General features: G+C 71.7%; 23 protein-coding genes. 11 read left to right on the top strand and 12 right to left on the bottom strand.

Annotation, left to right across the window (positions count from 1 at the left end):
* Positions 1-66: 66 nt before the first annotated feature.
* Positions 67-1,455 carry an aspartate aminotransferase family protein gene (locus H5V45_RS04200; RefSeq protein ID WP_185251787.1) on the top strand — a complete coding sequence of 463 codons (1,389 nt, stop codon included), beginning with the start codon at positions 67-69 and terminating at the stop codon, positions 1,453-1,455.
* Positions 1,456-1,580: 125 nt separating this feature from the next.
* Here H5V45_RS04200 and H5V45_RS04205 read toward each other — a convergent pair whose 3' ends face one another.
* Genes H5V45_RS04205 through H5V45_RS04220 form a run of 4 tightly spaced genes read right to left on the bottom strand, consistent with a single transcriptional unit; the run spans position 1,581 to position 5,596 of the window.
* Positions 1,581-2,384, bottom strand: a complete 804-nt coding sequence (locus H5V45_RS04205; RefSeq protein ID WP_185251788.1) for an ABC transporter permease — start codon at positions 2,382-2,384, stop codon at positions 1,581-1,583.
* Positions 2,384-3,244: an ABC transporter permease subunit gene (locus tag H5V45_RS04210; protein WP_185251789.1), complete on the bottom strand. Its 861-nt coding sequence runs from the start codon at positions 3,242-3,244 to the stop codon at positions 2,384-2,386. Before H5V45_RS04210 ends, H5V45_RS04205 begins: the two co-directional genes overlap by 1 nt.
* Positions 3,241-4,419, bottom strand: a complete 1,179-nt coding sequence (locus tag H5V45_RS04215) for an ABC transporter ATP-binding protein (protein WP_185251790.1) — start codon at positions 4,417-4,419, stop codon at positions 3,241-3,243. Before H5V45_RS04215 ends, H5V45_RS04210 begins: the two co-directional genes overlap by 4 nt.
* Complete coding sequence (locus H5V45_RS04220; RefSeq protein ID WP_185251791.1) at positions 4,403-5,596, bottom strand: polyamine ABC transporter substrate-binding protein; 1,194 nt, start codon at positions 5,594-5,596, stop codon at positions 4,403-4,405. Before H5V45_RS04220 ends, H5V45_RS04215 begins: the two co-directional genes overlap by 17 nt.
* Before the next feature lie 164 nt (positions 5,597-5,760).
* On the opposite strand from H5V45_RS04220, the gene H5V45_RS04225 reads away from it, so the two are divergent.
* The 3 genes from H5V45_RS04225 to ddaH are packed head-to-tail and all read left to right on the top strand — an operon-like array spanning position 5,761 to position 8,415.
* Positions 5,761-6,234: an Lrp/AsnC family transcriptional regulator gene (locus tag H5V45_RS04225; protein ID WP_185251792.1), complete on the top strand. Its 474-nt coding sequence runs from the start codon at positions 5,761-5,763 to the stop codon at positions 6,232-6,234.
* 29 nt (positions 6,235-6,263) lie between these two features.
* Positions 6,264-7,613, top strand: coding sequence for an NAD(P)/FAD-dependent oxidoreductase (locus H5V45_RS04230; protein WP_246416061.1), 1,350 nt, complete (start codon positions 6,264-6,266; stop codon positions 7,611-7,613).
* 37 nt (positions 7,614-7,650) lie between these two features.
* A complete protein-coding gene (gene ddaH, locus H5V45_RS04235; RefSeq protein WP_425491421.1) occupies positions 7,651-8,415 on the top strand; it encodes a dimethylargininase in 765 nt (254 codons plus the stop codon).
* 339 nt (positions 8,416-8,754) lie between these two features.
* Here the strand turns inward: ddaH and H5V45_RS04240 are convergent, their stop codons facing one another.
* A complete protein-coding gene (locus tag H5V45_RS04240) occupies positions 8,755-10,209 on the bottom strand; it encodes a M1 family aminopeptidase (RefSeq protein WP_185251794.1) in 1,455 nt (484 codons plus the stop codon).
* A gap of 91 nt (positions 10,210-10,300) precedes the next feature.
* On the opposite strand from H5V45_RS04240, the gene H5V45_RS22570 reads away from it, so the two are divergent.
* The 7 genes from H5V45_RS22570 to H5V45_RS04275 all read left to right on the top strand — a co-directional run bounded on the left by H5V45_RS22570 (position 10,301) and on the right by H5V45_RS04275 (position 20,177).
* Entirely contained in the window at positions 10,301-11,659 is a 1,359-nt protein-coding gene (locus tag H5V45_RS22570) for a rhodanese-like domain-containing protein (RefSeq protein WP_221633902.1), read from the top strand.
* Positions 11,660-11,790: 131 nt separating this feature from the next.
* Entirely contained in the window at positions 11,791-13,764 is a 1,974-nt protein-coding gene (locus H5V45_RS04250) for a hypothetical protein (protein WP_185251795.1), read from the top strand.
* Complete coding sequence (locus H5V45_RS04255; RefSeq protein ID WP_185251796.1) at positions 13,748-15,013, top strand: type 1 periplasmic-binding domain-containing protein; 1,266 nt, start codon at positions 13,748-13,750, stop codon at positions 15,011-15,013. Before H5V45_RS04250 ends, H5V45_RS04255 begins: the two co-directional genes overlap by 17 nt.
* Positions 15,014-15,035: 22 nt before the next feature.
* Positions 15,036-16,334, top strand: a complete 1,299-nt coding sequence (locus H5V45_RS04260) for a YeeE/YedE family protein (protein ID WP_185251797.1) — start codon at positions 15,036-15,038, stop codon at positions 16,332-16,334.
* Positions 16,335-16,518: 184 nt separating this feature from the next.
* Positions 16,519-17,445: a serine protein kinase RIO gene (locus H5V45_RS04265; protein WP_185251798.1), complete on the top strand. Its 927-nt coding sequence runs from the start codon at positions 16,519-16,521 to the stop codon at positions 17,443-17,445.
* A gap of 40 nt (positions 17,446-17,485) precedes the next feature.
* Positions 17,486-18,574, top strand: a complete 1,089-nt coding sequence (locus H5V45_RS04270) for a Rossmann fold nucleotide-binding protein (protein ID WP_185251799.1) — start codon at positions 17,486-17,488, stop codon at positions 18,572-18,574.
* A gap of 28 nt (positions 18,575-18,602) precedes the next feature.
* A complete protein-coding gene (locus tag H5V45_RS04275) occupies positions 18,603-20,177 on the top strand; it encodes a metallophosphoesterase (protein ID WP_185251800.1) in 1,575 nt (524 codons plus the stop codon).
* A gap of 78 nt (positions 20,178-20,255) precedes the next feature.
* Here H5V45_RS04275 and H5V45_RS04280 read toward each other — a convergent pair whose 3' ends face one another.
* The 7 genes from H5V45_RS04280 to pyrH form a co-directional block, all read right to left on the bottom strand.
* On the bottom strand, positions 20,256-21,110 hold the full coding sequence (locus tag H5V45_RS04280) for a hypothetical protein (protein WP_185251801.1): 855 nt from the start codon (positions 21,108-21,110) through the stop codon (positions 20,256-20,258).
* Between the two features lie 863 nt (positions 21,111-21,973).
* The gene (gene rlmN, locus H5V45_RS04285; protein WP_185251802.1) at positions 21,974-23,128 is read right to left on the bottom strand and encodes a dual-specificity RNA methyltransferase RlmN; all 1,155 of its coding nucleotides are present in this window, start codon (positions 23,126-23,128) and stop codon (positions 21,974-21,976) included.
* 85 nt (positions 23,129-23,213) lie between these two features.
* A complete protein-coding gene (locus tag H5V45_RS04290; protein ID WP_185251803.1) occupies positions 23,214-23,561 on the bottom strand; it encodes a hypothetical protein in 348 nt (115 codons plus the stop codon).
* Between the two features lie 88 nt (positions 23,562-23,649).
* A complete protein-coding gene (locus tag H5V45_RS04295; RefSeq protein ID WP_185251804.1) occupies positions 23,650-24,162 on the bottom strand; it encodes a histidine phosphatase family protein in 513 nt (170 codons plus the stop codon).
* Positions 24,159-25,064 (bottom strand): phosphatidate cytidylyltransferase, encoded by a 906-nt coding sequence (locus tag H5V45_RS04300; protein WP_185251805.1) that lies wholly within the window; start codon positions 25,062-25,064, stop codon positions 24,159-24,161. Before H5V45_RS04300 ends, H5V45_RS04295 begins: the two co-directional genes overlap by 4 nt.
* Positions 25,065-25,077: 13 nt before the next feature.
* On the bottom strand, positions 25,078-25,632 hold the full coding sequence (frr, locus tag H5V45_RS04305) for a ribosome recycling factor (RefSeq protein ID WP_343061634.1): 555 nt from the start codon (positions 25,630-25,632) through the stop codon (positions 25,078-25,080).
* Positions 25,633-25,711: 79 nt separating this feature from the next.
* Positions 25,712-26,425, bottom strand: a complete 714-nt coding sequence (gene pyrH, locus H5V45_RS04310) for a UMP kinase (protein WP_185251807.1) — start codon at positions 26,423-26,425, stop codon at positions 25,712-25,714.
* Positions 26,426-26,557 lie beyond the last annotated feature (132 nt).

The following is a 26,557-nucleotide window of genomic DNA, read 5'->3' on the forward strand; positions in this document are numbered from 1 at the left end:
CGAAATTCACCCATTCCCGCCACGGATTCACTTGCCCAGACGTCCTCCAGCACTCAGGATGGTGCCATGCAACCGGACTACGACCACCTGCAGAAGGCCGCCAAGGACCACCTGTGGATGCACTTCACGCGCCACTCGACGTACGACAGCGCGGACGTGCCGATCATCGTCCGCGGTGAGGGCGCCTACATCTACGACGCCCAGGGCAAGCGCTACCTCGACGCGCTCGCCGGGCTCTTCGTCTCGCAGCTGGGCCACGGGCGCACCGAGCTCGCCGACGCCGCCGCCGCCCAGGCGCGCGAGCTGGCGTTCATGCCGCTGTGGTCCTACGCCCACCCGAACGCCATCATGCTGGCCGAGCGGGTCGCCAACTACGCCCCCGGCGACCTCAACCGCGTCTTCTTCACCAGCGGCGGCGGCGAGGCCGTCGAGTCCGCGTGGAAGCTCGCGAAGAACTACTTCAAGCTCACCGGCAAGCCGATGAAGCACAAGGTGATCAGCCGCGCGATCGCCTACCACGGCACCACCCAGGGCGCGCTGTCGATCACCGGGCTGCCGGGCCTCAAGCAGCAGTTCGAGCCGCTCGTGCCCTCGACGTTCCGGGTGCCGAACACGAACTCCTACCGTGCCTCGGAGATCACCCAGGGCTACCTCGACGGCAGCGACCCGGAGGCCTTCGGCCGCTGGGCCGCCGACCAGATCGCCGTCGCGATCGAGAACGAGGGTCCCGAGTCCGTCGCGGCCGTGTTCCTCGAGCCCGTGCAGAACGCCGGCGGCTGCTTCCCGCCCCCGCCCGGCTACTTCCAGCGGGTGCGCGAGATCTGCGACGAGTACGACGTGCTGCTGGTCTCCGACGAGGTCATCTGCGCGTTCGGCCGGCTCGGCCACATGTTCGGCGCGGAGCGGTACGGCTACCAGCCCGACATCATCACCTGCGCCAAGGGCATCACGTCCGGCTACGCCCCGCTCGGCGCGATGATCGCCTCGGACCGCCTGATGGAGCCGTTCCTCAAGGGCCACGAGTCCTTCGCCCACGGCTACACCTTCGGCGGCCACCCGGTCTCGACCGCGGTCGCCATGGCGAACCTCGACATCTTCGAGAACGAGAACATCCTCGAGCACGTCCGCGACCACGAGGGCGCCTTCCGCTCCACGCTCGAGCGCCTCAAGGACCTCCCGATCGTCGGCGACGTCCGCGGCGACGGGTACTTCTACGGCATCGAGCTGGTCAAGGACAAGGACACCAAGGAGACCTTCAACGACGAGGAGGCCGAGAAGCTGCTGCGCGGCTTCCTCTCCAAGGCGTTGTACGACGAGGGCCTCTACTGCCGGGCGGACGACCGCGGCGACCCGGTCATCCAGCTCTCGCCGCCGCTGATCTGCGACCAGGAGCACTTCGACGAGATGGAGCACATCCTGCGCACCGTCCTCGACAAGGCCGCCACGCTCCTCTGAGGCCGCTCCCCCGGTTGCCGCGGGACGTCATGCGTCCCGAGCAACCCCCTGCACCATCCGTATGACGTCCCGGGCCGGTCGGCCCGGGACGTCCTGCGTTGCGGGCGCGCCTCGTGCAGGACCGGTCAGGCGGCGGCGAGCGCCTTCTGCCGGCGCCGGTTGTTCAGCTCGCCACCGACGACGATCACGATCGAGACGACGAACATCACGGTCCCGATCACGTTGACCTGCATGGGGACGCCCTTGCCCTCGACGCCGTAGACGTACATCGGGAAGGTCGTGGTGTTGCCGGCGTTGAGGTTGGTGATGATGAAGTCGTCGAAGGACAGCGAGAAGCTCAGCAGCGCCGCGCCGAGGATGCCCGGGAAGACCAGCGGGAAGGTCACCCGCCAGAACGTCTGCGCCGGCGTGGCGTACAGGTCCATCGCGGCCTGCTCGAGGGTGTCGTCCATGCCGGCCAGCCGGGCGCGGACGGTGACGACGACGAACGACAGGCAGAACATGATGTGCGCGATCAGGATCGTCCAGAAGCCGAGCTGACCGGCGAACCCGGCCGCGACGAAGAGCGCGAGCAGCGAGGAGCCCATCACGATCTCGGGCGCCGCCATCGGCAGGAAGATCAGCAGGTTCGTCGACGAGCGGCCGACGAAGTCGTAGCGGACCAGGGCGAACGCCGCGAGCGTGCCGAGCACGGTCGCGCCGAGCGTCGCGAGCAGCCCGATCTCGACGCTGCGGCCCAGGGCCGAGCACATGCTCGGGTCCAGGCAGGGGTTCGCCCAGTTGTCGAGGGTGAACCGGTCGAAGGCGTAGACGTTCCGGCTCGGCGGGACGTTGAAGCTCATCCCGACCACCACGGCGATCGGCACGAACGTGTAGACGAGGACGAGCAGCCCCAGGATCAGGACGATGCGCTCACGCAGCCAGGCCATCAGAGCAGGTCCTCCGTCCCGGCGCGGCGGACGTAGACCAGCACCATCCCCACGATCAGCACCATCAGGATCACCGACAGCGCGGCCGCCGTCGGGTAGTCGTTGGCGTCGGTGAACAGGCTCTGGATCTTGGTGCCGACCATGGCCTGGTTCGGGCTGCCCAGCAGCTGCACGTTGATGAAGTCGCCGGCGGCCGGGATGAAGGTCAGCAGGGTGCCGGACACGACGCCGGGCAGCGACAGCGGCCAGGTGACCTTCCAGAAGCCGACGAACGGGTTGGCGTAGAGGTCGCGCGACGCCTCGATCAGCCGGCCGTCGATCTTGTCGAGGCTGGCGAACAGCGGCAGCACCATGAACGGCAGGAAGTTGTAGGTCAGGCCGGCGATCACGGCCACGGGGGTCGCGAGCAGCCGACCGTCCGCGCCAAGGAGGTGCACGGCCTGCAGCGTGTTGACGATGAAGCCGTCGTCGGCGAGCAGCAACTTCCACGACAGCGTGCGGATCAGGAAGCTCGTGAAGAACGGCGCGATGACCAGCACGAGAAGGAGGTTCTTCCAGCGGCCGGACTTGAAGGCGATGGCGTAGGCCAGCACGTAGCCGAGCAGCAGGCACAGCAGCGTCGCGATCCCTCCGTACACCAGCGAGCGCAGCAGCGGCGGCCAGTACGTCGAGAACGCGTCGCGGTAGTTCCCGAACGCCCAGTCCATCGTGTAGCCGCGGAAGTCCGAGCCGGCCGGGTCGAAGAGGCTGGTCGCGACCAGGGAGTAGAGCGGGACGACGAAGAACAGCCCGAGCCACAGCAGCGCCGGGATCAGCAGGAGGTAGCCGGTGCCGCCGCGGCGGCGGATCGTCTCGCTCACGCGTCGACGCCCCGCTGCGAGCCGGCCGTGGCGTCCTGGTTGTGGTCCAGGAGGAAGGAGTACTCCGGGCGCCAGGACAGCTCCACCTTGTCGCCCTGCCGGAAGATCCGGCGGCGACCGGTGTTCTGCTCGAAGACCTGCAGCTCCTGGCCCCACGGCATCCGGACGAGGTACTGCGTCGAGACGCCGAAGAAGCTGACGTCGGTCACGACGCCGCCCGGGATCGTGTTGCCCGGGGCGTCGAGCGCCTCGCCCTCCTCGCCGATGAGGACCTTCTCGGGGCGGATGCCCACCCAGCCGCGGTCGCCGTCGGTGTGCGAGCGCCCGGCCGGCACCGAGACGCCGATGCCGTGCATGTCCACGGTGACGACGTCGGCGGCACGGCCCCGGACGGTCCCGTCGATCAGGTTGGACTGCCCGAGGAAGTTCGCGACGAACGTCGAGGCGGGGTTCTCGTAGAGCTCGGCCGGCGCCCCCATCTGCTCGATGACGCCCTTGTTCATCACCGCGACGGTGTCGGCCATCGTCATGGCCTCCTCCTGGTCGTGGGTGACGTGGATGAAGGTGAGGCCGACGTCGGTCTGGATCCGCTTGAGCTCGATCTGCATCGACCGGCGCAGCTTGAGGTCGAGCGCGCCGAGCGGCTCGTCGAGCAGCAGCACCTCGGGCTTGTTGATCAGCGCCCGGGCCAGCGCGACGCGCTGCTGCTGGCCGCCGGAGAGCTGGGCCGGCTTCTTGCGCGCCTGGCTGCCGAGCTCCACGAGCTCGAGCATCTCGTCGACCTGCTTCTCGACGTCCGCCTTCTTGCGCCGGCGCAGCCCGAAGGCGACGTTCTCGTATATGTCGAGGTGCGGGAAGAGTGCGTAGTTCTGGAAGACGGTGTTCACCGGGCGGCGGTAGGGCCGCGCGTGGGTGATGTCCTGGCCGGCCAGGGTGATCGTGCCGGACGTCGGCGTCTCGAGCCCGGCGACCATCCGCAGCGTCGTCGTCTTGCCGCACCCGGACGGCCCGAGCAGGGCGAAGAACGAGCCCTTGGGTACGTCGAGGTCGAGGTCGTCCACGGCGGTGAACGACGCGAACGACTTGGTGACGTCGCGCAGGCGCAGCCCGTCGAACGAGCCCGCACCCGCGTCCGCGGCGACCGCGGACTGCTCGTTCTCAGCCACCTGAGACATCGGACCACTCTCCTTCGTACTGGATCTGCTGGCGGTCGTCGAGGGGCATGAAGTCGAAGGTCACCGACAGGGTCTCCTCGTCGGGGAAGATCAGCTTGTTGTCGACCAGGGACGGGTCGACCTTCTCCATCGCCTGCTGGGCCCCGGCGACGGGACAGATGTAGTTGACCCAGGCCGCGAGCTTCGCCGCGACCTCGGGGTCGTAGTAGTAGTCGATCCACTTCTCGGCGTTCGCGGTGTGCTGCGCGCCGTTCGGGACGAGCATGTTGTCGCTCCAGAGGGCCAGGCCCTCCTCCGGCGCGATGAACTTGATGTCCGGGTTGTCGAACTGGAGCTGGATCACGTCACCGGACCAGGCCTCGCAGGCCAGGATGTTCCCGGCGGCGAGGTCCTGCGTGTAGTTGTTGCCGGTGAACGAGCGGATCTGCCCCGACGACACCGCCTTGCGGAGCCGGTCGATCGCGTTGGCCCACTGGTCCTCGGTGAAGTCGGACGGGTCCGCCCCGACGACCTTGAGCATGAACGCCATCGTGTCGCGCATCTCCGAGAGCAGCGTGACGCGGCCCTTGAGGTCCGGGTTCTCGAGCAGCTCGGTGAAGCTCTTGATCTCGCCGGTCTTCGAGGCGTTGTAGGCGATGCCGGTGAGGCCGCTCTGCCACGGCGCGTGGAACTGCAGCTTCGGGTCCCACTGCTTGCCCTGGAGCGGCTTGATGAGGTTCGCCTGCAGGTTGGGCACCGCGCTCCGGTCGAGCGGCTGGACCCAGCCCAGGCTGATCATCCGGGCGGCCATCCAGTCGGTCAGCACCATGATGTCGCGACCGACCGGCTCGCAGGTGCCGAGCTGGTTCTTGACCTTGGCGTAGAACTCCGAGTTGTCGTTGACGTCGTCGGTGTAGTCGACGCTGATGCCGGTGTCGTCCTGGAAGACCGCGAACGTCGAGGTCGGCTTCTTCTTCGGGTCGATGTAGCCGGGCCAGTTCGAGATGACCAGCCGCTTGTCGCGCGCCGAGATGTCGGTGGCCTTGCACTTCGCGGGGTCCTGCTGGGCACCCGGCACGTCGAAGAACGGGAGGTCCAGGGCCGCGATGCTGCCGAGGCCGAACGCCGTCGCCCCGGCGCCCTTGAGCAACCCTCGCCGGGACAGGGACGCCCGGTCGGGTCGTCGTCCTCGCACCATGACACTCCTCCGGGCAATCGGTCTCGTCGCCTCGGATCGTGCCATGCATGACCCCCCTGAACAAGCGATCCGGTTGATCGGAAACCTCCTCGCAACGAAATCCTTTGAATCGTGAGACGGCGGAAATCTTTGACCGACGGCGGCGCCCCTGCGAGCATGCCCGCATGCCTCGCAAGTCCGACAAGCCCGCCGTCCACCTCGACGACGTCTCCAAGGCGATCATCGAGCAGCTCCAGCAGGACGGTCGTCGCTCGTACGCCGCCATCGGCAAGGTGGTCGGCCTGTCCGAGGCGGCGGTGCGCCAGCGCGTCCAGCGGCTCATCGACGGCGGCGTCATGCAGGTCGTCGCGGTGACCGACCCGCTCGAGCTCGGCTTCGCCCGCCAGGCGATGGTCGGCATCCGGGTCACCGGGCCGCTGGAGCCGGTCGCCGACGCGATCGCGGCCCTCGAGGAGGTCGACTACGTGGTCGTCACCGCGGGCTCCTACGACCTGCTCGTCGAGGTGGTCTGCGAGAGCGACGAGCACCTGCTCGAGCTGATCTCGGACCGCATCCGGGTGATCGACGGCGTCTTCGCGACCGAGACGTTCATGTACCTCCAGCTGCGCAAGCAGACCTACTCCTGGGGCGTCCGCTGAGCCCCGAGCCGCACCCCGAGCGCCTCTCGCTGTGGCACGACACCGCCGACGACGACTGGACGCCCCGGCCCGCCCTCGACGGTGACGTCGTCGCCGACGTCGCGATCGTCGGCGCGGGCTACACCGGCCTCTGGACGGCGTACTACCTCGCCGAGGCCCGTCCCGACCTGCGGATCGTCGTGCTCGAGGCCGAGGTGGCGGGGTACGGCGCCTCCGGCCGCAACGGCGGCTGGTGCTCGGCGCTGTTCCCGGCGTCCTCCGGCACCCTGGCCGTCCTGTCCGACCGGCCGGCGGCCCTGGCGCAGCACGCGGCGATGCGCGCCACGGTCGACGAGGTCGCCCGCGTCGCGCAGGCCGAGGGCATCGATGCGCAGCTCGCGAAGGGCGGCACGATCACGCTGGCCCGCAGCCGGGCCCAGTGGAAGCGTGCCCGCGCCGAGGTCGACGACGCCCGGAGCTGGGGCCGCGGCGAGGACGACCTGCGCCTGCTCGACCGGTCCGAGGCGACCGCGGTGCTCCGCGGCAGCCGCACCGTCGGGGCGACGTACACCCCCGACTGCGCGGCGCTGCACCCTGCCCGCCTGGTCCGCGGCCTCGCCCGCGCGGTCGAGCGTCGCGGCGTGCGGATCCACGAGCACACCCGGGTCACCGCGATCGAGCCGGGCCGCGCCGTCACCAGTCGCGGGACGGTCCGGGCGGGCACCGTGGTCCGGGCGACCGAGGGCTACACCGCACGGCTGCCCGGCCAGCGGCGGGCACTGGTCCCGGTCTACTCCCTGGTGATCGCGACCGAGCCGCTGTCCGCCGCGACCTGGGACGAGATCGGGCTGGCCCGGCGCGAGACCTTCACCGACCACCGCCACCTCATCGTCTACGGCCAGCGCACCGCCGACGACCGGCTGGTCTTCGGCGGCCGCGGCGCGCCGTACCACCTCGGCTCGCGGATCCGTCCGGAGTACGACCGCGACCCCCACGTCTTCCCGCGCCTCTACGCGACGCTCGTCGACCTCCTCCCCGTGCTGGCCGGCACCCGCGTCACCCACGCCTGGGGCGGCGCGCTCGGCATCCCGCGGGACTGGACGGCCTCGGTCGGGCTGGACCGGAGCACGGGGCTCGCGTGGGCGGGCGGGTACGTCGGGGACGGCGTCAGCACCACCAACCTCGCCGGCCGGACCCTGCGCGACCTCGTCCTCGGCCACGACACCGACCTCACCCGGCTCCCCTGGGTCGGCCACCGCTCCCCCGACTGGGAGCGCGAGCCGCTGCGCTGGCTGGGCATCAACGCCGGGCTGCGGGCGATGACGCTCGCCGACGCCGAGGAGTCGGTGACCCGCTGCCGCAGCGTGGTCGCTCGCGCGGTCGCCCCGCTGCTGGGCTGACCGCGCGCGGTCGCGCCCGGGTGGCACGATGAGCCGGGTGAACCGTCGCACGCTCGTCCGCCGCCCCAGCCCCCGCCTCGCCGAGGGCCTCGTCACCCACATCACCCGCTCGCCGGTCGACCCGGTGCTGGCGCTCGCGCAGTGGGAGGGGTACGTCGCCGCGCTGGAGGCCGAGGGCTGGGAGACCGTCGAGGTCGCGCCGCAGGACGACTGCCCGGACGTGGCGTTCGTCGAGGACACCGTGGTCGTCTACGGCGACCTCGCGGTGATCGCGCGGCCCGGTGCCGACGAGCGCAAGCCCGAGACCGCCGGGACCGAGGCCGCGCTGGTCGAGCTCGGCTACCGGATCGCCCGCATCGAGGCGCCCGGCACCCTCGACGGGGGCGACGTCCTCAAGCACGACGGCACCGTCTGGGTCGGCCTCGGCGGCCGCACCAACCCGGCCGGCGTGGAGCAGCTGGCCACGCTGCTCGCGCCGCTCGGCGCCACCGTGCTCGGGGTGCCGCTCACCCGGGTGCTGCACCTGAAGTCGGCCGTAACCGCGCTGCCCGACGGCACGGTCATCGGCCACGAGCCGCTCGTCGACGACCCGACCGTGTGGGAGAGCTTCCTGCCCGTCCCCGAGGAGCCCGGCGCCCACGTCGTCCTGCTCGACGCCGAGACCGTGCTGATGTCGACCAACGCCCCGCGGTCGCGGGCGCTGTTCGAGGAGCGCGGGCTGCGCGTCGTCGCCGTCGACATCGGCGAGTTCGAGAAGCTCGAGGGCTGCGTCACCTGCCTGTCGGTGCGGCTGCGCGGCTGACGCTGACGGTGGTTGGGGAAGGCGCCCTGGCGCCTGTCTTGAAACCACCTCGCCGCCAGTCAGGTGGTTTCGAGACGGTTGCTGCGCAACCTCCTCAACCACCGGGACGGCTGCGCGGCTGACGCTCCGGTGGTTGAGGAAGGCGCCCTGGCGCCTGTCTCGAAACCACCTCGCTGCCAGTCAGGTGGTTTCGAGACGGTTGCTGCGCAACCTCCTCAACCACCGGGGGACGGCTGCGCGGCTGACGCTGACGGTGGTTGAGGAAGGCGCCCTGGCGCCTGTCTTGAAACCACCTCGCCGCCAGTCAGGTGGTTTCGAGACGGTTGCTGCGCAACCTCCTCAACCACCGGAGAGGCCGTTGGCGGCGGTCCGGGCGGGGCGCGAGGTGGCGTGCAGCCAGGCCCGGAAGAAGCCGTCGAGGTCGAGGCCGGTGACCTGCTCGGCGAGCGCCTCGAAGTCGGCCGTCGAGCCGTTGCCGCCCCGGTGGTCGGCCAGCCAGGTGCGGAGCAGCAGCCAGAAGGTCGGCTCGTCGTCGATGCGACGGCGCAGCGCCTCGAGGGCCATGCCGCCACGGACGTAGACCGGCCAGGCGAAGAGCCGCCCCGGGCCGGGGTCCGCCACCCGGATCCGCCAGAAGTCGTCGTGGGCGTCGATGCCGTCGTAGGTCTGCTCCAGCCACTGCTCGGCGGAGCGGCCGCCGTGCGTCTCGTCCCACCTCGCCTCCATGAACGTCGCGGCACCCTCGTTCAGCCACACGTCGCGCCAGTCCCGGACGGACACGGAGTCGCCGAACCACTGGTGGGCGAGCTCGTGCACGACCGTCCCGACCGAGCCGGCGGCGAGCACGGGGTACGTCGGCCGGGTCTGGTTCTCCAGCGCGAAGCCGGGCGCCAGGCTGGTGGTGAGCCCGCCGGTCACGGCGAAGGGGTAGTCCCCCAGCTCGCCCTCGAGCCAGGCGACGACACCGGGGGTGCGCAGCATCAGGCGCATCGAGCGCTGGCGCGTCGGGCTCGGCACCGCCTTCGACACCGCCACCGTCCAGGGCAGCCCCCCGTCCGAGCCGTGGCGGACGGCGAACCGGCCGGCGGCGAAGAACGCGAGGTACGGCGCCATCGGCTCGACCGACCGCCAGTGGGTCGTGGCGCGGGGGCCGTGCACCCGCCGACTGACGCGGACGCCGTTGGCGACGACCTGCAGGTCGCGCGGCACGGTGACCGAGACGTCGAAGGACGCCTTGTCGCGCGGGTGGTCGTTCGCCGGGAACCACCACGCGGCCATGTGCGGCTCGCCCATCGTCACGACCTCGTGGTCGTCGGCGAGCCAGGGCGCGTCACCGCGCCACCGGATCGTGCCCGGCCACCCGTCGTACGCCACCCGCACCCGGACGGTCTCCCCCGCCGCCAGCGGATCGCGCGGGGTGATCCGCAGCTCGTGGCGGTTGGGCCGGTCGTACGCCGCCCGCCGGCCGTCGACGCGCACCGAGGTGACCGGGAGCAGGAGGTCGAGGTGGAGGCTCGCGAGGTCCTCGGTGGCGCGGAGGGTCAACACGGTGTGGCCGCGCAGGCGGCGCTCGTCGAGGTCGTAGGCGTCGTGGACGGCGTAGTGCAGGACGTCGATGCCGCCGTTGCCGTCCTGCGGGAAGTACGGGTCGCCGATGCCCGCGGTGCCCGGCTCCCCGGGGGTGCCGGCCGCGGCCACCGGGGCCGCGGCCGCCCCGGCCAGCAGCAGTCCCGCGAGCAGCAGGGCCGTCCCGGCGCGCACGCCCGGTCGCGGGCGCGAGCGGGGCGGGAGCACGGGCCGAACCTAGCGCCCCCGGGGAGCGGCGACTCGGCCCGACCACGTCACGGTGCTATAACACTACTGAATCAATACACTTAATGAAGGAGTGGTCGAGGACATGCAGGTCATCACGCTGGAGGTGCCGGAGCTCGGCAACCGGAGCCACCTGGTCCACGACGGCACCGTCGCCCTGGTCGTCGACCCGCCGCGCGACCCGGCCGCCGTCGAGGCGGCCGCCGAGCAGGCCGGTGTGGAGATCGCGGCGGTCGCGGACACCCACGTCCACAACGACTACGTGTCGGGGGCCCTGGGCCTGGCCCGCCGGCACGGCGCCGACTACCTGCTCGCGGCCGACGAGCGCGTGGACTTCGAGCGCGTGGGCGTCCGGGGCGGGGAGCAGGTCCGCGTCGGCGCGCTCGACGTGCTGGTCGTCGACACCCCCGGCCACACCCGGCACCACCAGTCCTTCGTCGCCTCGCAGGACGGCGGCCGCGCGGCGGCGTTCAGCGGCGGCAGCCTGCTGCTCGGCACCGTCGGGCGCACCGACCTCGTCGACGAGCACCTGACCGAGGCGCTGGCGCGCGCCCAGTGGGCCAGCGCCCGCACGCTCGGCGCCCTGCCGGACGACACCCACCTGCACCCGACCCACGGCTTCGGCAGCTTCTGCGCCGGCAGCACCTCCGCCGCGGGCACCTGCTCGGGCGCCGCCACCATCGGCGACGAGCGGGAGGCCAACCCCGCCCTGGTGCTCGAGCGCGACGCGTTCGTCCGCGAGCTCCTCGCCGGCTTCGGACCGATCCCGTCCTACTACCAGCACATGGCCCCGCTGAACCGCGCCGGCGCAGGCCGGGGCGCGGCGCGGCCGGCGCACCCGCTCTCCGCCGACGAGCTCGACGCCGCCGTACGACGGGGGGCGTGGGTCGTCGACCTGCGGGCCCGGCGCGACTTCGCCCACGCGCACCTGCCGGGCACGGTCAGCGTGGAGTACGGCACCCAGTTCGCGACGTACGTCGGGTGGCTGGTGCCGTGGCAGCACGAGCTCGTGCTCCTGACGGACGCGGCACCCGACCTGGGTCCGGCGTTGCGCGACCTCGCCGCGATCGGCATCGAGGGCGCCGGCGCCCACGTGCTGACGTCGCCCGCCGAGCTCGCCGGGACCTACCGCCGCACGGACTGGGCAGGCTTCCTCGAGGCCGCCACCGCGCCGCGCGTGGTCGTCGACGTGCGCCAGCGCGACGAGTTCGAGGACGGCCACCTGCCCGACGCGATCCACCTGCCCGTCCAGGACGTCGAGGTCGCGGCCGACTCCCTGCCCGCGGGCGAGCTGTGGGTCCACTGCCGCTCGGGCTACCGCGCCGGCATCGCCGCCAGCCTGCTGCACCGCACCGGCCGCTCGGTCGTGCACGTCGACGACGCGTGGGAGCGCGTCGGCGAGCTCGCGATCCCGACCACGACTGCGGCCTGAACGGGTGACGCCAGGCGTGCCCGGCACCGGATCCTGAGACAGGGGTTTACAGATCCTGAAAGTCACGTAAGTTGATGGTGTTTGTATACAAGGGCACGTTCCATGGGCCCCGATCTCGGAGGTATGACACCTTGCAGACACCTATCGCACGACCCCCAGCACGACGGCGGCGGCGCCGGATCCTCGGCGCCGCCGCAGCCACGCTCGGCCTCGTCGCCGCCTTCCAGGCGACCGACGTGGCCTCGGCGCTCGGCTCGGACCCGGCCACGGACGCCGGCCCGGTCGGCACCGACCCGGCGGCCGGCTCGCTGATCCAGACGCTGCTCACCGCGGCCGACGGGATCGTCACCGACACCTCGCGGATCACCGCGGGTGACGGCAAGGACTACTGGATCGAGAACCACGTCGACACCACCAAGCTCCCGGGCTCGGTGCTCGACGGTCTCGACATCCCCTCGCTCCCGGGCGGGCTGGGGGGCGCCGACGCCGGCGGCACCGTGCCGGACGACGGCATCCGCCGCGAGTACCTCGTCGTCTGGGCCGGCGACAACAACGTGCTCGACAAGAGCGGCGCGGAGCTCACCGCCCTGCCGAAGTCCGTCGGCACCGACCTGATCGGCCAGAAGGACCTGGTCGGGCCCGACTTCTTCGCCGTCGTCGACGCGACCAAGGGCTCGCCGTCGTACGGCACGGTCGTCAACACCGCGACCGTCGGGCCGCTCGTCGAGAACGAGCCGCACCACATGCAGTACATCTGGCACAAGGGCAACAACATCTACGCCGGCGGCCTGTTCACGGACGTCACCTACGTCGTGGACACCTCGAAGCTCCCGACGCTGCAGCTCAAGGCGGTCAACCTGCCCACCGACACCCTGTGCGGCTCCGTGCCGGACGCCTACTGGGTGACCAAGGACGGCGACGCCTACGGCACCTACATGGGCGGCCCGGACCTGCCCGGTCCGTGCACCTACACCGACGGCAGCGTCCGGGTCGGCAACGGCTTCGGCGGCTCCCCCGGTGAGCTCGTGCGGCTCGGCAAGGACGGCAGGACGATCAGCGAGGCGCCGGCCGCCACCGAGGCGCCCGAGACCGAGCAGCGCTGCGACAACATCCCCGCGCTGCCCGCGCCGACGTGCGCCAACCCGCACGGCGTGCAGGCCCGCGAGGACCTCGGCATCGTCGTCACGAGCGACTACAACGAGCCGCGCAACATCATCCTCAACCCGGTCGCCGCGCCGTCGTCCTACCTGCGTCGGCCGACCGTCCGCACCTGGGACGTCTCCGACAAGGACCACCCGAAGCTGAAGGCGGTGTCCTTCCTCCCGGACGGCCCCCGCGTCGGCAAGGTGCCGCACCAGGAGGAGCCGCGCGCGGCGATGGAGACCACGGTCACCAACCTGCCCGAGCACAAGGGCGCGTTCGCCGAGACGATGCAGGGCGGGGCGATCTACTACGCCCCCGACATCACCGTCGACGAGCCGCAGTGGCGCGAGGTCTTCGACCTGACCACGTCGAACAAGCTGACCGACCCGAACAGCAGCTACTACGGCGGCGGCAGCAACGGCGGCTGGCTCCAGACCAGCCTGGACGACAAGTACCTCTACCACGCAGTCGTGGGTCGTCCGGCGTCCGGCGACGACGCCGGCTCGCCGCCGTACATCCTCAAGCTCGACATCCAGCAGCTGCTGGCGTCGGGTGCCGACCCGCAGTGCTCGATCGACACGCTCGACGAGGTCACCGCCGGTGGTGCCGAGAGCGACTGCCCGGCCGTGGTCGACACGCTGCCCGCCAAGGGTGGCCCGCACTGGGGCGCGCTCGACAACTTCGCCCTCGGCGACGACGGGTACTACCACGAGACCACGGACGTGAAGCGGTTGGCGTACTCCAACTACTTCGTCGCCCGCACGGGTCTCAACGGCGACCACCGCGTCTGCATGGTCGACATCGCCGGCGACGGCTCGCTGGCCCTCGACCCGCAGTTCCGGGACGAGCGCACCGGTGAGTCCTGCATCGACTTCGACCGCGCCACCTGGCCGCACGGCGACTGGGGTCCGGCGAAGCCGCACTCGATGCTCTTCGTGACGGCAGATGACGACGTCAAGTAGCAGGGACGCCCGTGGGCGGGGCCGGTCCGACCGGTCCCGCCCGCGGGCGGTCGCCCTCGTCCCCGCAGCCGTGGTCGCGGCGCTGCTCGTGGGCGGTGCGGTGTACGCCGGCTCCGACGACGTCCATGCCCCGCCCCGCCAGGGCAACGCCCTGGTGGCCGACTGGTCCGCGCGCAAGGAGGGCCAGCAGGTCCTCGGCGGCGCCCGGACCCCCGGCGTCCCGAGCATCCAGCGGCTGCGCCACGACCGGGTCGAGTTCACCGTCACGGTGGCCCCGGCCCGCCCCGGGCCGAACCTGGTCCGCGTCGACACCACCCACCTCGGGGCCGGTCACCGGCACCGGGGCCTGCCGGTCCTCGTCGGGACCACGGAGCAGACCCTGGTGCGCGCCGTGCCACGCCCCGGCACCGACGGGCTCTGGGCCGTCGTCGACCTCCCCGAGGGATCCGGGACGGTGCTCGTCACGCACGGGCGCTACCACCGGGTCCCGTTCGCGGTGGAGACCGGCACCGACCGGCCCGACACCACCGCCTGGACCGGGCCCGACGGGCCCGAGTGCCTGGCCGCCGCCACCGCGGCGATCCTCGGTGGCGGCTCCGCCGACGCGTCGTGCCCGGCCGCGACGCTCGGCCCCACGGACGCGACCGCGCTGCGGTCCGTCGTCGACACGCTCGCCACGCGTGGGGTCGAGCAGCTCGCGGTCCAGCACGACGCGTCGGCACGCAGCCGGGCGGCGTACGACGTGGTCCGCGCAGCGGCGACGTCCCGGGGGCTCGACGTGGTCGAGCCGTCGGTGCGGCCCGGGCGGCGCAGCGCGCTGCTCGTGGTGAGCGGGTGGAGCGACGCGTCGCGGAGCCTGGCCCGCGTGACCGCGCTGCCGCTGCGGCAGCAGCCGATGCGCAACGACGGCACCTGGCTGGCGCCGTGGCTGCTCAGCCCGGCCGTCGTGGACTCCACGCTCGGGGCGGTCCTGCCGCTCGACTTCGACGTCCGCGACCCCGCGGCGCAGGAGTTCAGCCAGACCCTCGCGACCTACCTCCCCGGGCAGTCGCCCACCGCGTCGGGCTACCTGGCCTGGCGCTCCGTGCGGGGCACCGACCCGGACCCGCTGGAGCTCTTCGCGGCCTCGCGCACGGCGATCATGCCCGCGCAGGGCGGCCACGAGCAGCACGAGACGGCCGTCGCCTGGTTCCCCGGCGGCACCGTCACCCCCGTCGGCGCGCTCGTCCCCCGGACCGGCGCGCGCTAGTTTCGACCGAAAGGAACCCATCATGTCCACCACCGAACGCGCCGGCGCCGGCAGGCGTCGCGACGATGCCCGCAGACCGGGGACCGAGCAGGGCGACAGCCCCGCCCGGGTCGCAACCGCGCCCGAGGCGCCGCCGGCCCAGGCGAGCGTGGTCCTCGGCGGCCTGATCGCCGCCCTCCTGCTCGGCGGCATCATCTTCAGCCGCTCCGGGCAGGTCCCCGCGATCCTCTTCGGGATCGGCCTGGCCCTGGGCTTCGTGCTCTTCCACAGCCGCTTCGGCTTCACGTCCGCGTGGCGCCAGCTGGTCGCCGTACGCCAGGGCAAGGCGCTGCGCGCGCACATGCTGATGCTGGCCGTCGCGTGCACGCTCTTCGCCCCGATCCTGGCCACCCAGGCGTCGTTCGGCGACGTGCCGGCGGCGCCGTCGCTGGCGCCCATCGGCTTCGGGCTGTTCGTCGGCTCGTTCCTCTTCGGGGTCGGGATGCAGCTCGGCGGCTCCTGCGCCTCCGGGACGCTCTTCGCGATCGGCAGCGGCCAGACAGCCATCCTGCTCACGCTGACCGGCTTCATCATCGGCTCGGTGCTGGGGGCCTACACGTTCAGCTTCTGGACGACCACGCTGCCCTCGCACCCGCCGGTGTCGCTGGCGGACACGTTCGGCGGCTACTTCGGGGCCTGGGCTGTGTCGCTCGCGGTGATGGCCGCGATCGTCGGGCTGACCTACGCGATCGCCCGTCGCGGCGACGTCCCGCCCGTCGAGGAGCCCCCGGTCGCCCGCGGGGCCGCCCGCGCGGTGCGCGGCTCCTGGCCGCTGTGGGTCGGCGCGCTGCTGCTGGCCGGTCTCAACGCCCTGACCCTGTGGATCTCGGGCGGCACCTGGGGCGTGACGTTCGCGTTCTCCATGTGGGGCTCGAAGATCCTCGACGTGATCGGCGTCGACGTCCTGTCGTGGCCGTTCTGGGCGGACCCGGCGAACCTGGCGAAGTACCAGGCCGGGGTCCTCGGCGAGAAGACCTCGGTCATGGACCTCGGCATCATCGTCGGCGCGCTCGTCGCCTCGGCGGCGGCCGGCACCTGGGTCGTGCACCGCAACGTCCCCGGCAAGCTCGCGGCCGGCGCGGTCATCGGCGGGATCATGATGGGGTACGGCGCCCGGATCGCCTTCGGCTGCAACATCGGTGCCTACTTCGGCGGGATCGCCTCCTTCAGCCTGCACGGCTGGCTCTGGGGCGTGATGGCGGTGGCCGGCACCTTCGCCGGGCTGGCGCTGCGCCCGCTCTTCGGGCTGACCAACCCGAGGCCGACCGACTCGGTCTGCTGATCCGCACGGGCCGCGGCGACGCGTCCCGATAATGAGTTGTGGCGCCCGGCGCCGACCGTCACCATGGTCGGACCGGGCGCCACTGACGTGTGCCCATGACCCGAGAGGAGCCGTGACATGTCCATCACTGTTCCCGGCCTGCCCGCAGACCGATCCCCTCTCACCTCATGGAGCACCCGTACCGATGTCCCAGGACTTCACGCAGGACCCCGAGCTCGCTGAGCTCTTCGCACGCCACCACGAGCAGCACCCCTCTCGCGAGCCCTTCGACGGTTCGCGCCTCGACGACATCGACCCGTCGTTCGTCGTCGACTTCCGCGCCTACGACGACGTGGACGAGTCGTCGCAGCGCTGGTCGACCTGGCTGAGCGTCGAGCCGCTCTCGCGCGGCCCGGAGCCCCGACCCGACTGGCTGGTCACCTCCCAGGGCGCGATCGACACCGACCTCGGCATCCTCAAGACCGGCAAGGAGGCCGACGTCTTCCTGCTCGAGCGCTGCGACCCTGCCGAGCCGGACAAGGCGGTCGTGATGGCCGCCAAGCGCTACCGCAGCACCGAGCACCGCACCTTCCACCGGGCGGCGTCCTACACCGAGGGCCGCAGCACCAAGCGCTCCCGCGACGAGCGGGCGCTCAAGCGCAAGAGCACCTGGGGCAAGACCGTCGCCGCCGGCGAGTGGGCGGTCTCCGAGTGGGACGCGCTCAAGCGGCTCTGGACGCTCGGGCTGCCGGTCCCCTACCCGGTGCAGATCGACGGCACCGAGATCCTCATGGAGTGGGTGACCGTCGACGGCGAGACCGCGCCGCGCCTGGCCCAGACCCGCCCCGGGCCCGAGCTGCTCGCGTCGTACTACGACCAGCTGCGCGACGCGCTCGCGCTGATGGTGCAGGACGGCATCGTGCACGGCGACCTGTCGCCGTACAACATCCTCGCCGCGGGCGAGCGCCTCGTCATCATCGACCTCCCCCAGATCGTCGACCTGGTCGGGAACGTCAACGGCATGGACTTCCTGCTCCGCGACTGCACGAACGTGTGCTCGTGGTTCCGCGCCCGCGGGCTGAGGGTGGACGAGCACGAGCTCTTCGGCGACCTGATGGCGCACGCCTTTTGATGGGCCGGACCCCTGCGGCCCCATCACCTAGATTCGCAGGGTGAAGCCCACCCGCGGACGCGTCGTCCAGCTCGACTCCCTGGCGGCCCTCGACCGGCGATGGGCGGCGGGCGCCCGCGCGCTGGCCGGCTGGCGGCTCCGCTCGCTCGACCTGAGCGGGCGGAGCGCCGAGCTGGCCCGATCCGAGGTCGCGGGGGCGACCTTCGTCGGCTGCACCTTCGCGCCCGGGGACGCCGAGCGGCTCGCCGCCGCCGGCGCCCTGGTGGTGCCCGACCTCGGCGAGGTGCCGGTCGACCCGATGCGGACGACGCTCTACACCGCCGACGAGCTCTACGGCAGCGGGGCGTACGCCGACTCGCTGGACGCCCGGGCCTACGCCTGGTCCCAGCGCCGGCACGGCCACCCGGGGCTGCTCGCCTCCGCGCTGCACGACCAGGCCGTCGACGAGGCGCTGACGGCGTGGCGGTCCGGTCGCCGCCTGGTCGGGGTGATGGGCGGCCACGCCGTGCAGCGGGGCGAGCCGGCCTACGCCGAGGCCGCGCGGCTCGGTCACGCGCTCGGGGACCGGCTGACCGTGGCGACCGGCGGAGGGCCCGGCGCGATGGAGGCCGCCAACCTCGGCGCCCGGCTGGCGGGACACAGCCAGGCCGACCTGGACACGGCGCTGGAGCGGCTGTCCCGGGTGCCGACCTTCCGTCCCTCCGTCGGCGCCTGGGCGCGCACGGCGTTCGAGGTCCGCGACCTGGTCCCGGACGCCACCGAGTCGCTCGGCATCCCGACCTGGCACTACGGCCACGAGCCGCCCAACGTGTTCGCGACCGCGATCGCGAAGTACTTCCGCAACTCCACGCGCGAGGCCGTCCTCCTGGAGGTCTGCGACGGCGGGATCGTCTTCCTGCCGGGAGCCGCCGGCACCGTGCAGGAGGTCTTCCAGGACGCCTGCGAGAACTACTACGCCGACGCGTCCTCCCTCGCGCCCATGGTGCTCGTCGGGGTCGAGCACTGGACCCGGACGGTCCCCGCGTGGCCGCTGCTGGAGGCGCTGGCCCGCGACCGGCCCATGCAGGAGCACGTGCACCTGGTCGACTCCCTCGAGGAGGCCACCAAACTGCTTGTTTCGGGGACGTGAACAGGTCCCGACACCTAGCGTGACGCGCATGGAATTCTCCCGTCGTGACCTCTTCCGCTCGGCCGGCGCACTCGGTGCGCTGGCCGCCTTCTCGGGTGTCGGCGGCCTCGCCGCCGAGGCCGTCGCCGGCACCGGCAGCGCGGCCCGGGGCGGCGCCACCCTCGGGAGCGTCATCGCCAAGGGCAAGGCCGGCAAGGGTGGCTGGCGTCCCCTCGTCCGCAAGGCGGGCGAGCCGCACCGGGTGCGCGCCACCCTCGGCACGGCCAAGTCGGGTCGCCAGGCCCGCCGCACCGCGCTGCTGGCGTTCGTCCAGCTCTCCGACGTGCACATCGTCGACGCCCAGTCGCCGATGCGCCTGGAGAGCGGCGAGGGCGTGTCCTCCTCGGCGTACCGGCCCCAGGAGATCCTGACGGCCCACATCGCGGAGTCGATGGTCCGCGAGATCAACGCCGTCGGCAAGGGTGTCGTGACCGGACGCCCGCTGGACCTGGCCCTGCAGACCGGCGACAACTCCGACAACAGCCAGTACAACGAGATCCGCTGGAACATCGACCTCCTCGACGGCGGCCGGATCACCCCCGACTCGGGCGACCTCACCCGCTACGAGGGCGTCATGGACGGCAACCCCGACTCCTACGACACGCTCTTCTGGCACCCGCACGGGACGCCGAAGGGCAAGGAGAAGGACGTCTACCGCAAGGACTACGGCTTCCCGAAGGTCCCGGGCCTGCTCGACGACTGCCGCCGCCCGTTCTCCGCGCACGGCCTGGGCATCGAGTGGATCGCCGCGATGGGCAACCACGACCAGCTCGTGCAGGGCAACTTCGTGCACAACTCGGTCTTCGAGAACAGGGCGATCGGCAACCTGAAGGGCAACCGCACGGTCACCGCGGACCCGAACCGGCGCCTGCTCAGCCGGACGGAGACCGTGGCCGAGCACTTCACGACCACCGGCCTGCCGCTCGGCCACGGCTTCACGGAGGAGAACCGCACCAACGGGACGGCGTACTACACCTTCGACCGCGGTCCGGTCCGCTTCGTCGTGATGGACACCGTGAACGCGAACGGCGGGTCCGAGGGGTCGCTGGACGCCACGCAGTTCTCCTGGCTCCAGGAGCAGCTCGCCACGGCGACCGACAAGCTCGTCATCGTCTCCAGCCACCACACCTCGTGGACCATGGACAACCCCGCCGGTGGCAACCGCGTCTTCGGTGCGGCGGTCGTCCAGGAGCTCCTCAGCCACGAGAACGTCATCGCCTGGGTCAACGGGCACACGCACAGCAACACGGTGCGCGCGCGCGCCCGCTCCGGTGGCGGCGGCTTCTGGGAGATCAACACCGCCTCGCACATCGACTGGCCGCAGCAGTCGCGGATCATCGAGATCGTCGACAACGAGGACGCCACCCTGTCGATCTTCACGACGATGCTCGACCACGGTGCCGGGCTCGGCAAGGGCACCAAGCTCAACGGTCCGATGAAGCTGGCGGCGCTCGGCCGGCTGCTCGCCGCCAACGACTACCAGGAGCGCGAGAACCACCGTCGCGGCCGCAGCGTCGACCGCAACGTCGAGCTGCTGCTGCCGGCGCCGGCCTTCATGCGCTGAGCCCGACGACCGGCGCCGGCTGCGTCGTACGCCGGGTGTCCCGCTCCCGTGGGAGCGGGACACCCGGCGGCTGGCTGTCTAGGTGACCCTGCGCGTGGGCGCCGACCGGGCCGACCCGCGGGTGTACCCCGTCTTGCGCGCCGTCACCCTCACCGTGATCCGCTTGCCCCGGCTGGCCGGCGTCAGCCGGTAGGACCGTGCGTCGGCCCCGCGGATCACCTTGCCGTCGCGCAACCAGCGGAACGTGACGTCGACATCGCTCACCGACCACACCCCCACCGTGGCCCTGAGGGTCCTGCCCACCTTCATGACGCCGGTGATCCTCGGGGCGCCGGTCGAGCGGATCCGTGGTGGACCCGTCCCGACGTCGACGGTCGTGCTGCCCAGCAGCACGTTGTCGCCCGGACCGACGTTGATCGCGTAGACGTAGACCGGCTGCATCCCGGTCTTGCCGGTGGCGAAGGTCAGGTCGTACCCGTGGTTGCTGCCCGCGGCCGGGAAGGCGCTGCCGACGTCGGGCCTGCTGCCGTCGGCCGGTCCGAAGGCGTGGCCCTCACCGTTCGGATCACCGGCGGGGCCTCCGACGTAGACGTGGAAGCTGATGGCCGCCTGGGGGTCGTTGGGGTCGAAGGTCCAGCCGGCCACCCGCACCTCGCCGCCCTGGGGAGAGCCGGCCTGGTCGAAGGACCCGGTGGGGTTCGGGTCGGCGACCGCGACGGACCGCTGCCCGAGCAGGACGTTCTGCCCGGATCCCACGTTGATCGCGTAGACGTAGACGACCTGCGTCCCACCGGCCGCGTCGACCACGGCGTCGTAGCCGTGGTTGTCCCCCACGCCCGGGTAGGCAGCACCCACGTCCGGCCGGGAGGCGTTGGCCGGGCCGATGGAGTAGCCCCTGCCCTCCGGCGACCCGGCGGGTCCCCCGACGTACACGTGGAGTCCAGGCTCGCTCCGGTGTCATCGGGGTCGAATGCCCAGCCGCGCACCCGGACCTGACCCGGCGCCGGGCTCAGCGTCTCGTCGAAGCTGCCCTTCGGGTTCCCGACGCCGGCGGGCGCGTGGGCCGCCAGCCACGGGATCGGGTTGACGTGGCCGCCCCCGGCCCCGGCCCCGCTGGTGCAGTCCCGGTAGCCGTACCAGGACGTCGCGGACGAGTACGGCCCCGGGATCAGCGAGACGTGGACGTGGTTGTTGCTGGTGTTCGGCCAGTTGGCGACGGTCCCGACCTGCGTGCCGGGGCTCACCGACGCACCGACTCCCAGTCCGGGATTCACGTGCTGGTAGATCAGCGTGAACGGTCCCGCGTCGCTCTGGTACTCGACCATCAGGCCGTTGTTCGGAGCGGCGGCGTTGACGACCCGCCTGACGGTCCCGCTCCCGATGGACCTGACCGGCCCGGACCGGTACCCCTGGGAGTCGTCGCCGAGGTGAGCCCAGGAGTGACCGGTGCTGGGGTCGGTGTAGTAGCCGCACTGGTTGAACCCCCAGTCCTCCCACTGGGCCCCGCCGGCGGGGTTCGTCCACCCCGACGGCCACGAGAACAGCGTGGCCGACGCCGGCGATGCCGCGAGGCCGGTGCCCACGGCGAGGCCGCAGGTCGTCAGCACGATCCCGATCACGGACGCAACGAAACGGCGCACGGCACGACTCCCCCTGGCCCGTGACGGCCACCTGGCAGGTGACGGCGGAGGGTCGCGAACCGTGGTCGAAGTCAAGCAGTTCCCGGCCACGTCCGACCGGAGAACGTCAGAGGTCGCGGCATCGCGCGCCGGGTGACCCACTCCCCTGGGAGCGGGCTACTCGACGGCGGCCAGCTGGCCGCAGGCTCCGTCGATGTCGCTGCCGCGGGTGTCGCGCACGGTGGTCGGGATCCCCTTGGCCTCGAGGCGGAACACGAACTCACGCTCGTCCGCAGGGTCGGAGGCGGTCCACTTGCTGCCCGGGGTCGGGTTCAGCGGGATCAGGTTCACGTGCACCCAGCCCCAGTCGCCGTAGGAGTTCAGCACGTCGCCGAGCAGGTCGGCGCGCCAGGCCTGGTCGTTGATGCCGCGCATCATGGCGTACTCGATCGAGACGCGACGCTTGGTGACCCGGGCGTAGTCCCAGGCCGCCTCGACGGTCTCCACGACGGAGTAGCGCGTGTTGATCGGGACCAGCTCGTTGCGCAGCTCGTCGTCGGGGGCGTGCAGGCTCAGGGCGAGCGTGACCGGGATGCCCTCCTCGGTCAACTGGCGGATCCGCGGCACCAGGCCGACGGTGGAGACCGTGATCCCACGCGCCGACATGCCGAGCCCGTCGGGGGCCGGCTCGGTGAGGCGGCGTACGGCGCCGATCACGGCCTTGTAGTTGGCGAGCGGCTCGCCCATGCCCATGAAGACGACGTTCGAGACACGGCCGGGGCCGCCCGGGACCTCGTCGCGCGCCAGAGAGCGGGCACCCGCCACGACCTGCTCGACGATCTCGGCGGTCGACATGTTGCGCTGCAGGCCGCCCTGGCCCGTGGCGCAGAACGGGCAGGCCATGCCGCAGCCGGCCTGGCTGGAGACGCACATCGTGACGCGGCCGGGGTAGCGCATCAGGACGGACTCGACGAGCGCGCCGTCGAAGAGCTTCCACAGCGTCTTGCGGGTGGTGCCCTTGTCGGCCTCGAGCGTGCGCAGCGGCGTCATCAACGACGGCAGCAGGGCGCCGACGAGGGCGTCGCGCTGGCCGGCCGGGAGGTCGGTCATCTCGGCCGGGTCGTCGACCAGGCGGGAGAAGTAGTGCGTGCTGAGCTGCTTGGCGCGGAAGCCGGGCAGGCCCTGCTCCTCGAGCAGCGTCTTGCGCTCGGGAGCGGTCAGGTCGGCGAGGTGGCGCGGGGGCTTCTTGCGGCCGCGCGGCTCGTCGAAGACCAGCGTCAGCGGCGTGCTGCCGGCGGCTTCGGGGGTGGGGGCCTGCGAGGTGTCGGACATCAGGACCCGATCCTCTCATCCGGGCGGGTGCCGGGTCGAAAGCCCGGACGAGCGCGACCGCTCCCGGACGGTTGCCCGGGCCGGGTCAGCGGAAGAGGAACCAGAGCACGACGGCCGCGACACCGAGCACGACCAGCGCGGTGACGACCATCCCCAGGGTCATGTAGATGCCGAAGCGACGGGTGCGCTCGACCACGATCAGCGCGATCGGCACGACGAAGATGACGAGCACCAGCGGGAAGAGGTCCTCGGCGGTGTGGTCGGCGAAGAGCAGGTGCAGGATGCCGGCGAAGAGCCCGGGGACCACGATGACGAACACCAGGCCGGTGAAGAAGCCGGAGAGCGCGGTGAACGTCGGGTGGTCGCGGTGCCACCAGTCGGGCTGGCGGGCCGGGGCGGACCCGGTGGGTTCGACGGACTGCTCGGTGGTCATGCTGGCTCCCGGGTTCGAGGGTCGTCGATCATCGTAGGCCCGTCGCGGCCCGCGGCCGCGGCGCCACACGCCCGGCCGGTCGAGCCGGTCAGGGCACGACGAGGACGTCGGGCAGCGCGAGCGCCCGCCACCGGTCGAGGTCCGGCTCGGTCCCGGTCAGCGCCGCCACGACGAGGATCCAGGCGGTGCCGTGGCCGACCAGCACGACGTCCTCCCCCGCGTGCACGTCCAGCACCCGGCGTACGGCGGGGACGACGCGGTCCCGGCACGTGCTGATCGGCTCCCACCCGCGGTGGGCGGAGGTGTCGGGCTCCGCGAAGGCGCGCCGGACGGCGCCCTCGAAGTCCTCGATCCAGACCGCGTCGTCGCGCACCTGCTCGCGCAGGTCGTCGAGGATCCCGACGTCGCCCTCGGTGAGGAGCTGGGCGGTGGCGACGGCCTTGGGCTCGGGTGAGCAGAACCACGCCGCCCGGGCCGGGAGCCGCCCGGACTCGCGGAGCGCCCAGACGTCGTCGAAGCCGGCCGGGTCGAGCTCCCAGGCCGAGGCCGGCTGGCCGGGGACGGGCAGCGGGCGGCCGTGCCGCACGAGGTGGAGGGTCACGCCCGGAAGACGAGGTAGTGCAGCAGCAGCCAGATCGGGGCGATCGTGGCCAGCAAGGAGTCCAGCCGGTCCATCAGACCGCCGTGGCCGGGGATCACCTGGCTCATGTCCTTGATGCCGAGGTCGCGCTTGATGACCGACTCGCACAGGTCGCCGAGCGTGGCCATCACGACCGCGATCAGGCCCAGGGCGATGCCGACCCACCAGTCGCCGTCGAGGAGGTAGACGACGAGCAGCCAGCCACCGACCACGCAGGCCAGCAGGGAGCCGGCGAAGCCCTCCCAGGACTTCTTGGGCGAGATGACCGGCGCCATGGGGTGCTTGCCGAACAGCACGCCGGCGATGTAGCCGCCGATGTCGGAGCAGATGGTCACCAGGATGAAGGCGATGATCCCGCGCACGCCGTTGTCGTCCAGCCCGTCGCCGCGCCAGCCGCCCTCCGCGAGCAGCAGCGCCACGAACGAGCCGAGGAACGGCACGTAGACCAGCGTGAAGACCGACGCCGTGGCGTTCATGACGTAGCCGTCGATGCCCCGCCGCAGCAGCCAGAGCATGATGACCAGCGCCGTCACCGCGGTCGCGGTCACGAGCGCCGGCGCGCCGTAGAAGTAGGCCACGCCGACCATGACGACGCCGCCGAGCATGAGCGGCTGCTCGGGCAGGTCGATGCCCTTGGCCAGCATCCCCTTGCGCAGCTCCCAGATCGCCACGACGACCGCCGCCGCCACGATCAGCATGAAGGCGGTCTTCCAGAAGGCGAGCGAGGCGGCGATCGCGCCGAGCAGGACCACGGCGGAGAGTACGGCGGCCCGCAGGTCGCGGCCGGCACGGCCATGGTCCTTGGTCGGGGGCACCGGTGCCGCGGGGCCCGAGGCGGGGGCCGGGGTGGTGGCGTCGCTCATGTGATGGAGCCGCTCAGACCTCGAGCAGCTCGGACTCCTTGTTCTTCAGCATGTCGTCGACGGCGTCGGTGTGCTGCTTGGTCATCCCGTCCAGCCGCTTCTCGGCACCGGTGACGTCGTCCTTGCCGACCTCGCCGTCCTTCTCGAGCTTCTCGAGGTTCTGCTTGGCGGTGCGGCGCAGGTTGCGGATCGCGATCTTGCCGTCCTCGGCCTTGGTGCGGGCGACCTTGATGTACTCCTTGCGGCGCTCCTCGGTCAGCTCGGGGAACACGCAGCGCAGGAGCTTGCCGTCGTTGGAGGGGTTGACGCCCAGGTCGGACTCGCGGATGGCCTTCTCGATCGCGTTCATCGCGCTCACGTCGAAGGGCTGGATCAGGATGATCCGGGCCTCGGGGGCCGTGAACGACGCCAGCTGCTGCAGCGGCGTGGGCGAGCCGTAGTAGTCGACGACGATCTTGTTGAACATGCTGGGCTGGGCCCGGCCGGCGCGGATCGCGGCGAACTCCTCGCGCGTCGCCTCGACCGACTTGTCCATCTTGCCGTCGGCCTCGTTGAGGATGTCGTTGATCACGGCTGTCTTCCTTACTCCGTCGGTGGTCGGGCCGGGGCCCTGCTGCGGTGGGGCGTCGCTGCGGTGGCTGAGCGGGTCAGCCCGCGCTGACGAGCGTGCCAATCTTCTCACCCTGCACGACGCGCAGGATGTTGCCCTCGGGCTCCATCCCGAAGACGACCATCGGCAGCTTGTTCTCGCCGCACAGGGCGAACGCCGTCTGGTCCATGATCCGCAGGCCCTGCCGGATCGCGTCGCCGTAGGTGAGCTCGTCGTACTTCGTGGCCGTGGGGTCGAGCTTGGGGTCGGCGCTGTAGACGCCGTCCACCCCGCTCTTGGCCACCAGCACCACGTCGCACTTGCTCTCGAGCGCGCGCTGCACCGCCACGGTGTCGGTCGAGAAGAACGGCATGCCCATGCCGGCGCCGAAGATGACGACCCGGCCCTTCTCCATGTGGCGGATCGCGCGGCGCGGGACGTAGGGCTCGGCGACCTGGCCCATCGTGATCGCGGTCTGCACGCGGGTCTCGACGCCCATCTTCTCGAGGAAGTCCTGGAGCGCGAGGCAGTTCATCACGATCCCGAGCATGCCCATGTAGTCCGCGCGGACGCGGTCCATGCCGCGCTGCTGCAGCTCGGCGCCGCGGAAGAAGTTGCCGCCGCCGGTCACCACCGCGATCTGGACGCCCGCCTCGGCGACGTTGGCGATCTCGCGGGCGATCTTCTGGACCACGTCGGGGTCGACGCCGACCTTGCCGCCGCCGAACACCTCGCCGGAGAGCTTGAGCAGGACTCGTTTGTACCCGGTCACGGACCGTCCCTTCGTGATGCGTCGACAGTGATGCGGACACGCACGAAGGCCGGTCCGATGGTCAGTGTCTGATCCATCGAACCGGCCTCCTCGTGTGGTCTGGCTGCAACCTATCCGATCATCCGGGCCGCC

It is taken from the genome of Nocardioides luti, from assembly GCF_014212315.1.
In the GTDB taxonomy this organism is placed as follows: Bacteria; Actinomycetota; Actinomycetes; order Propionibacteriales; family Nocardioidaceae; genus Nocardioides; species Nocardioides luti.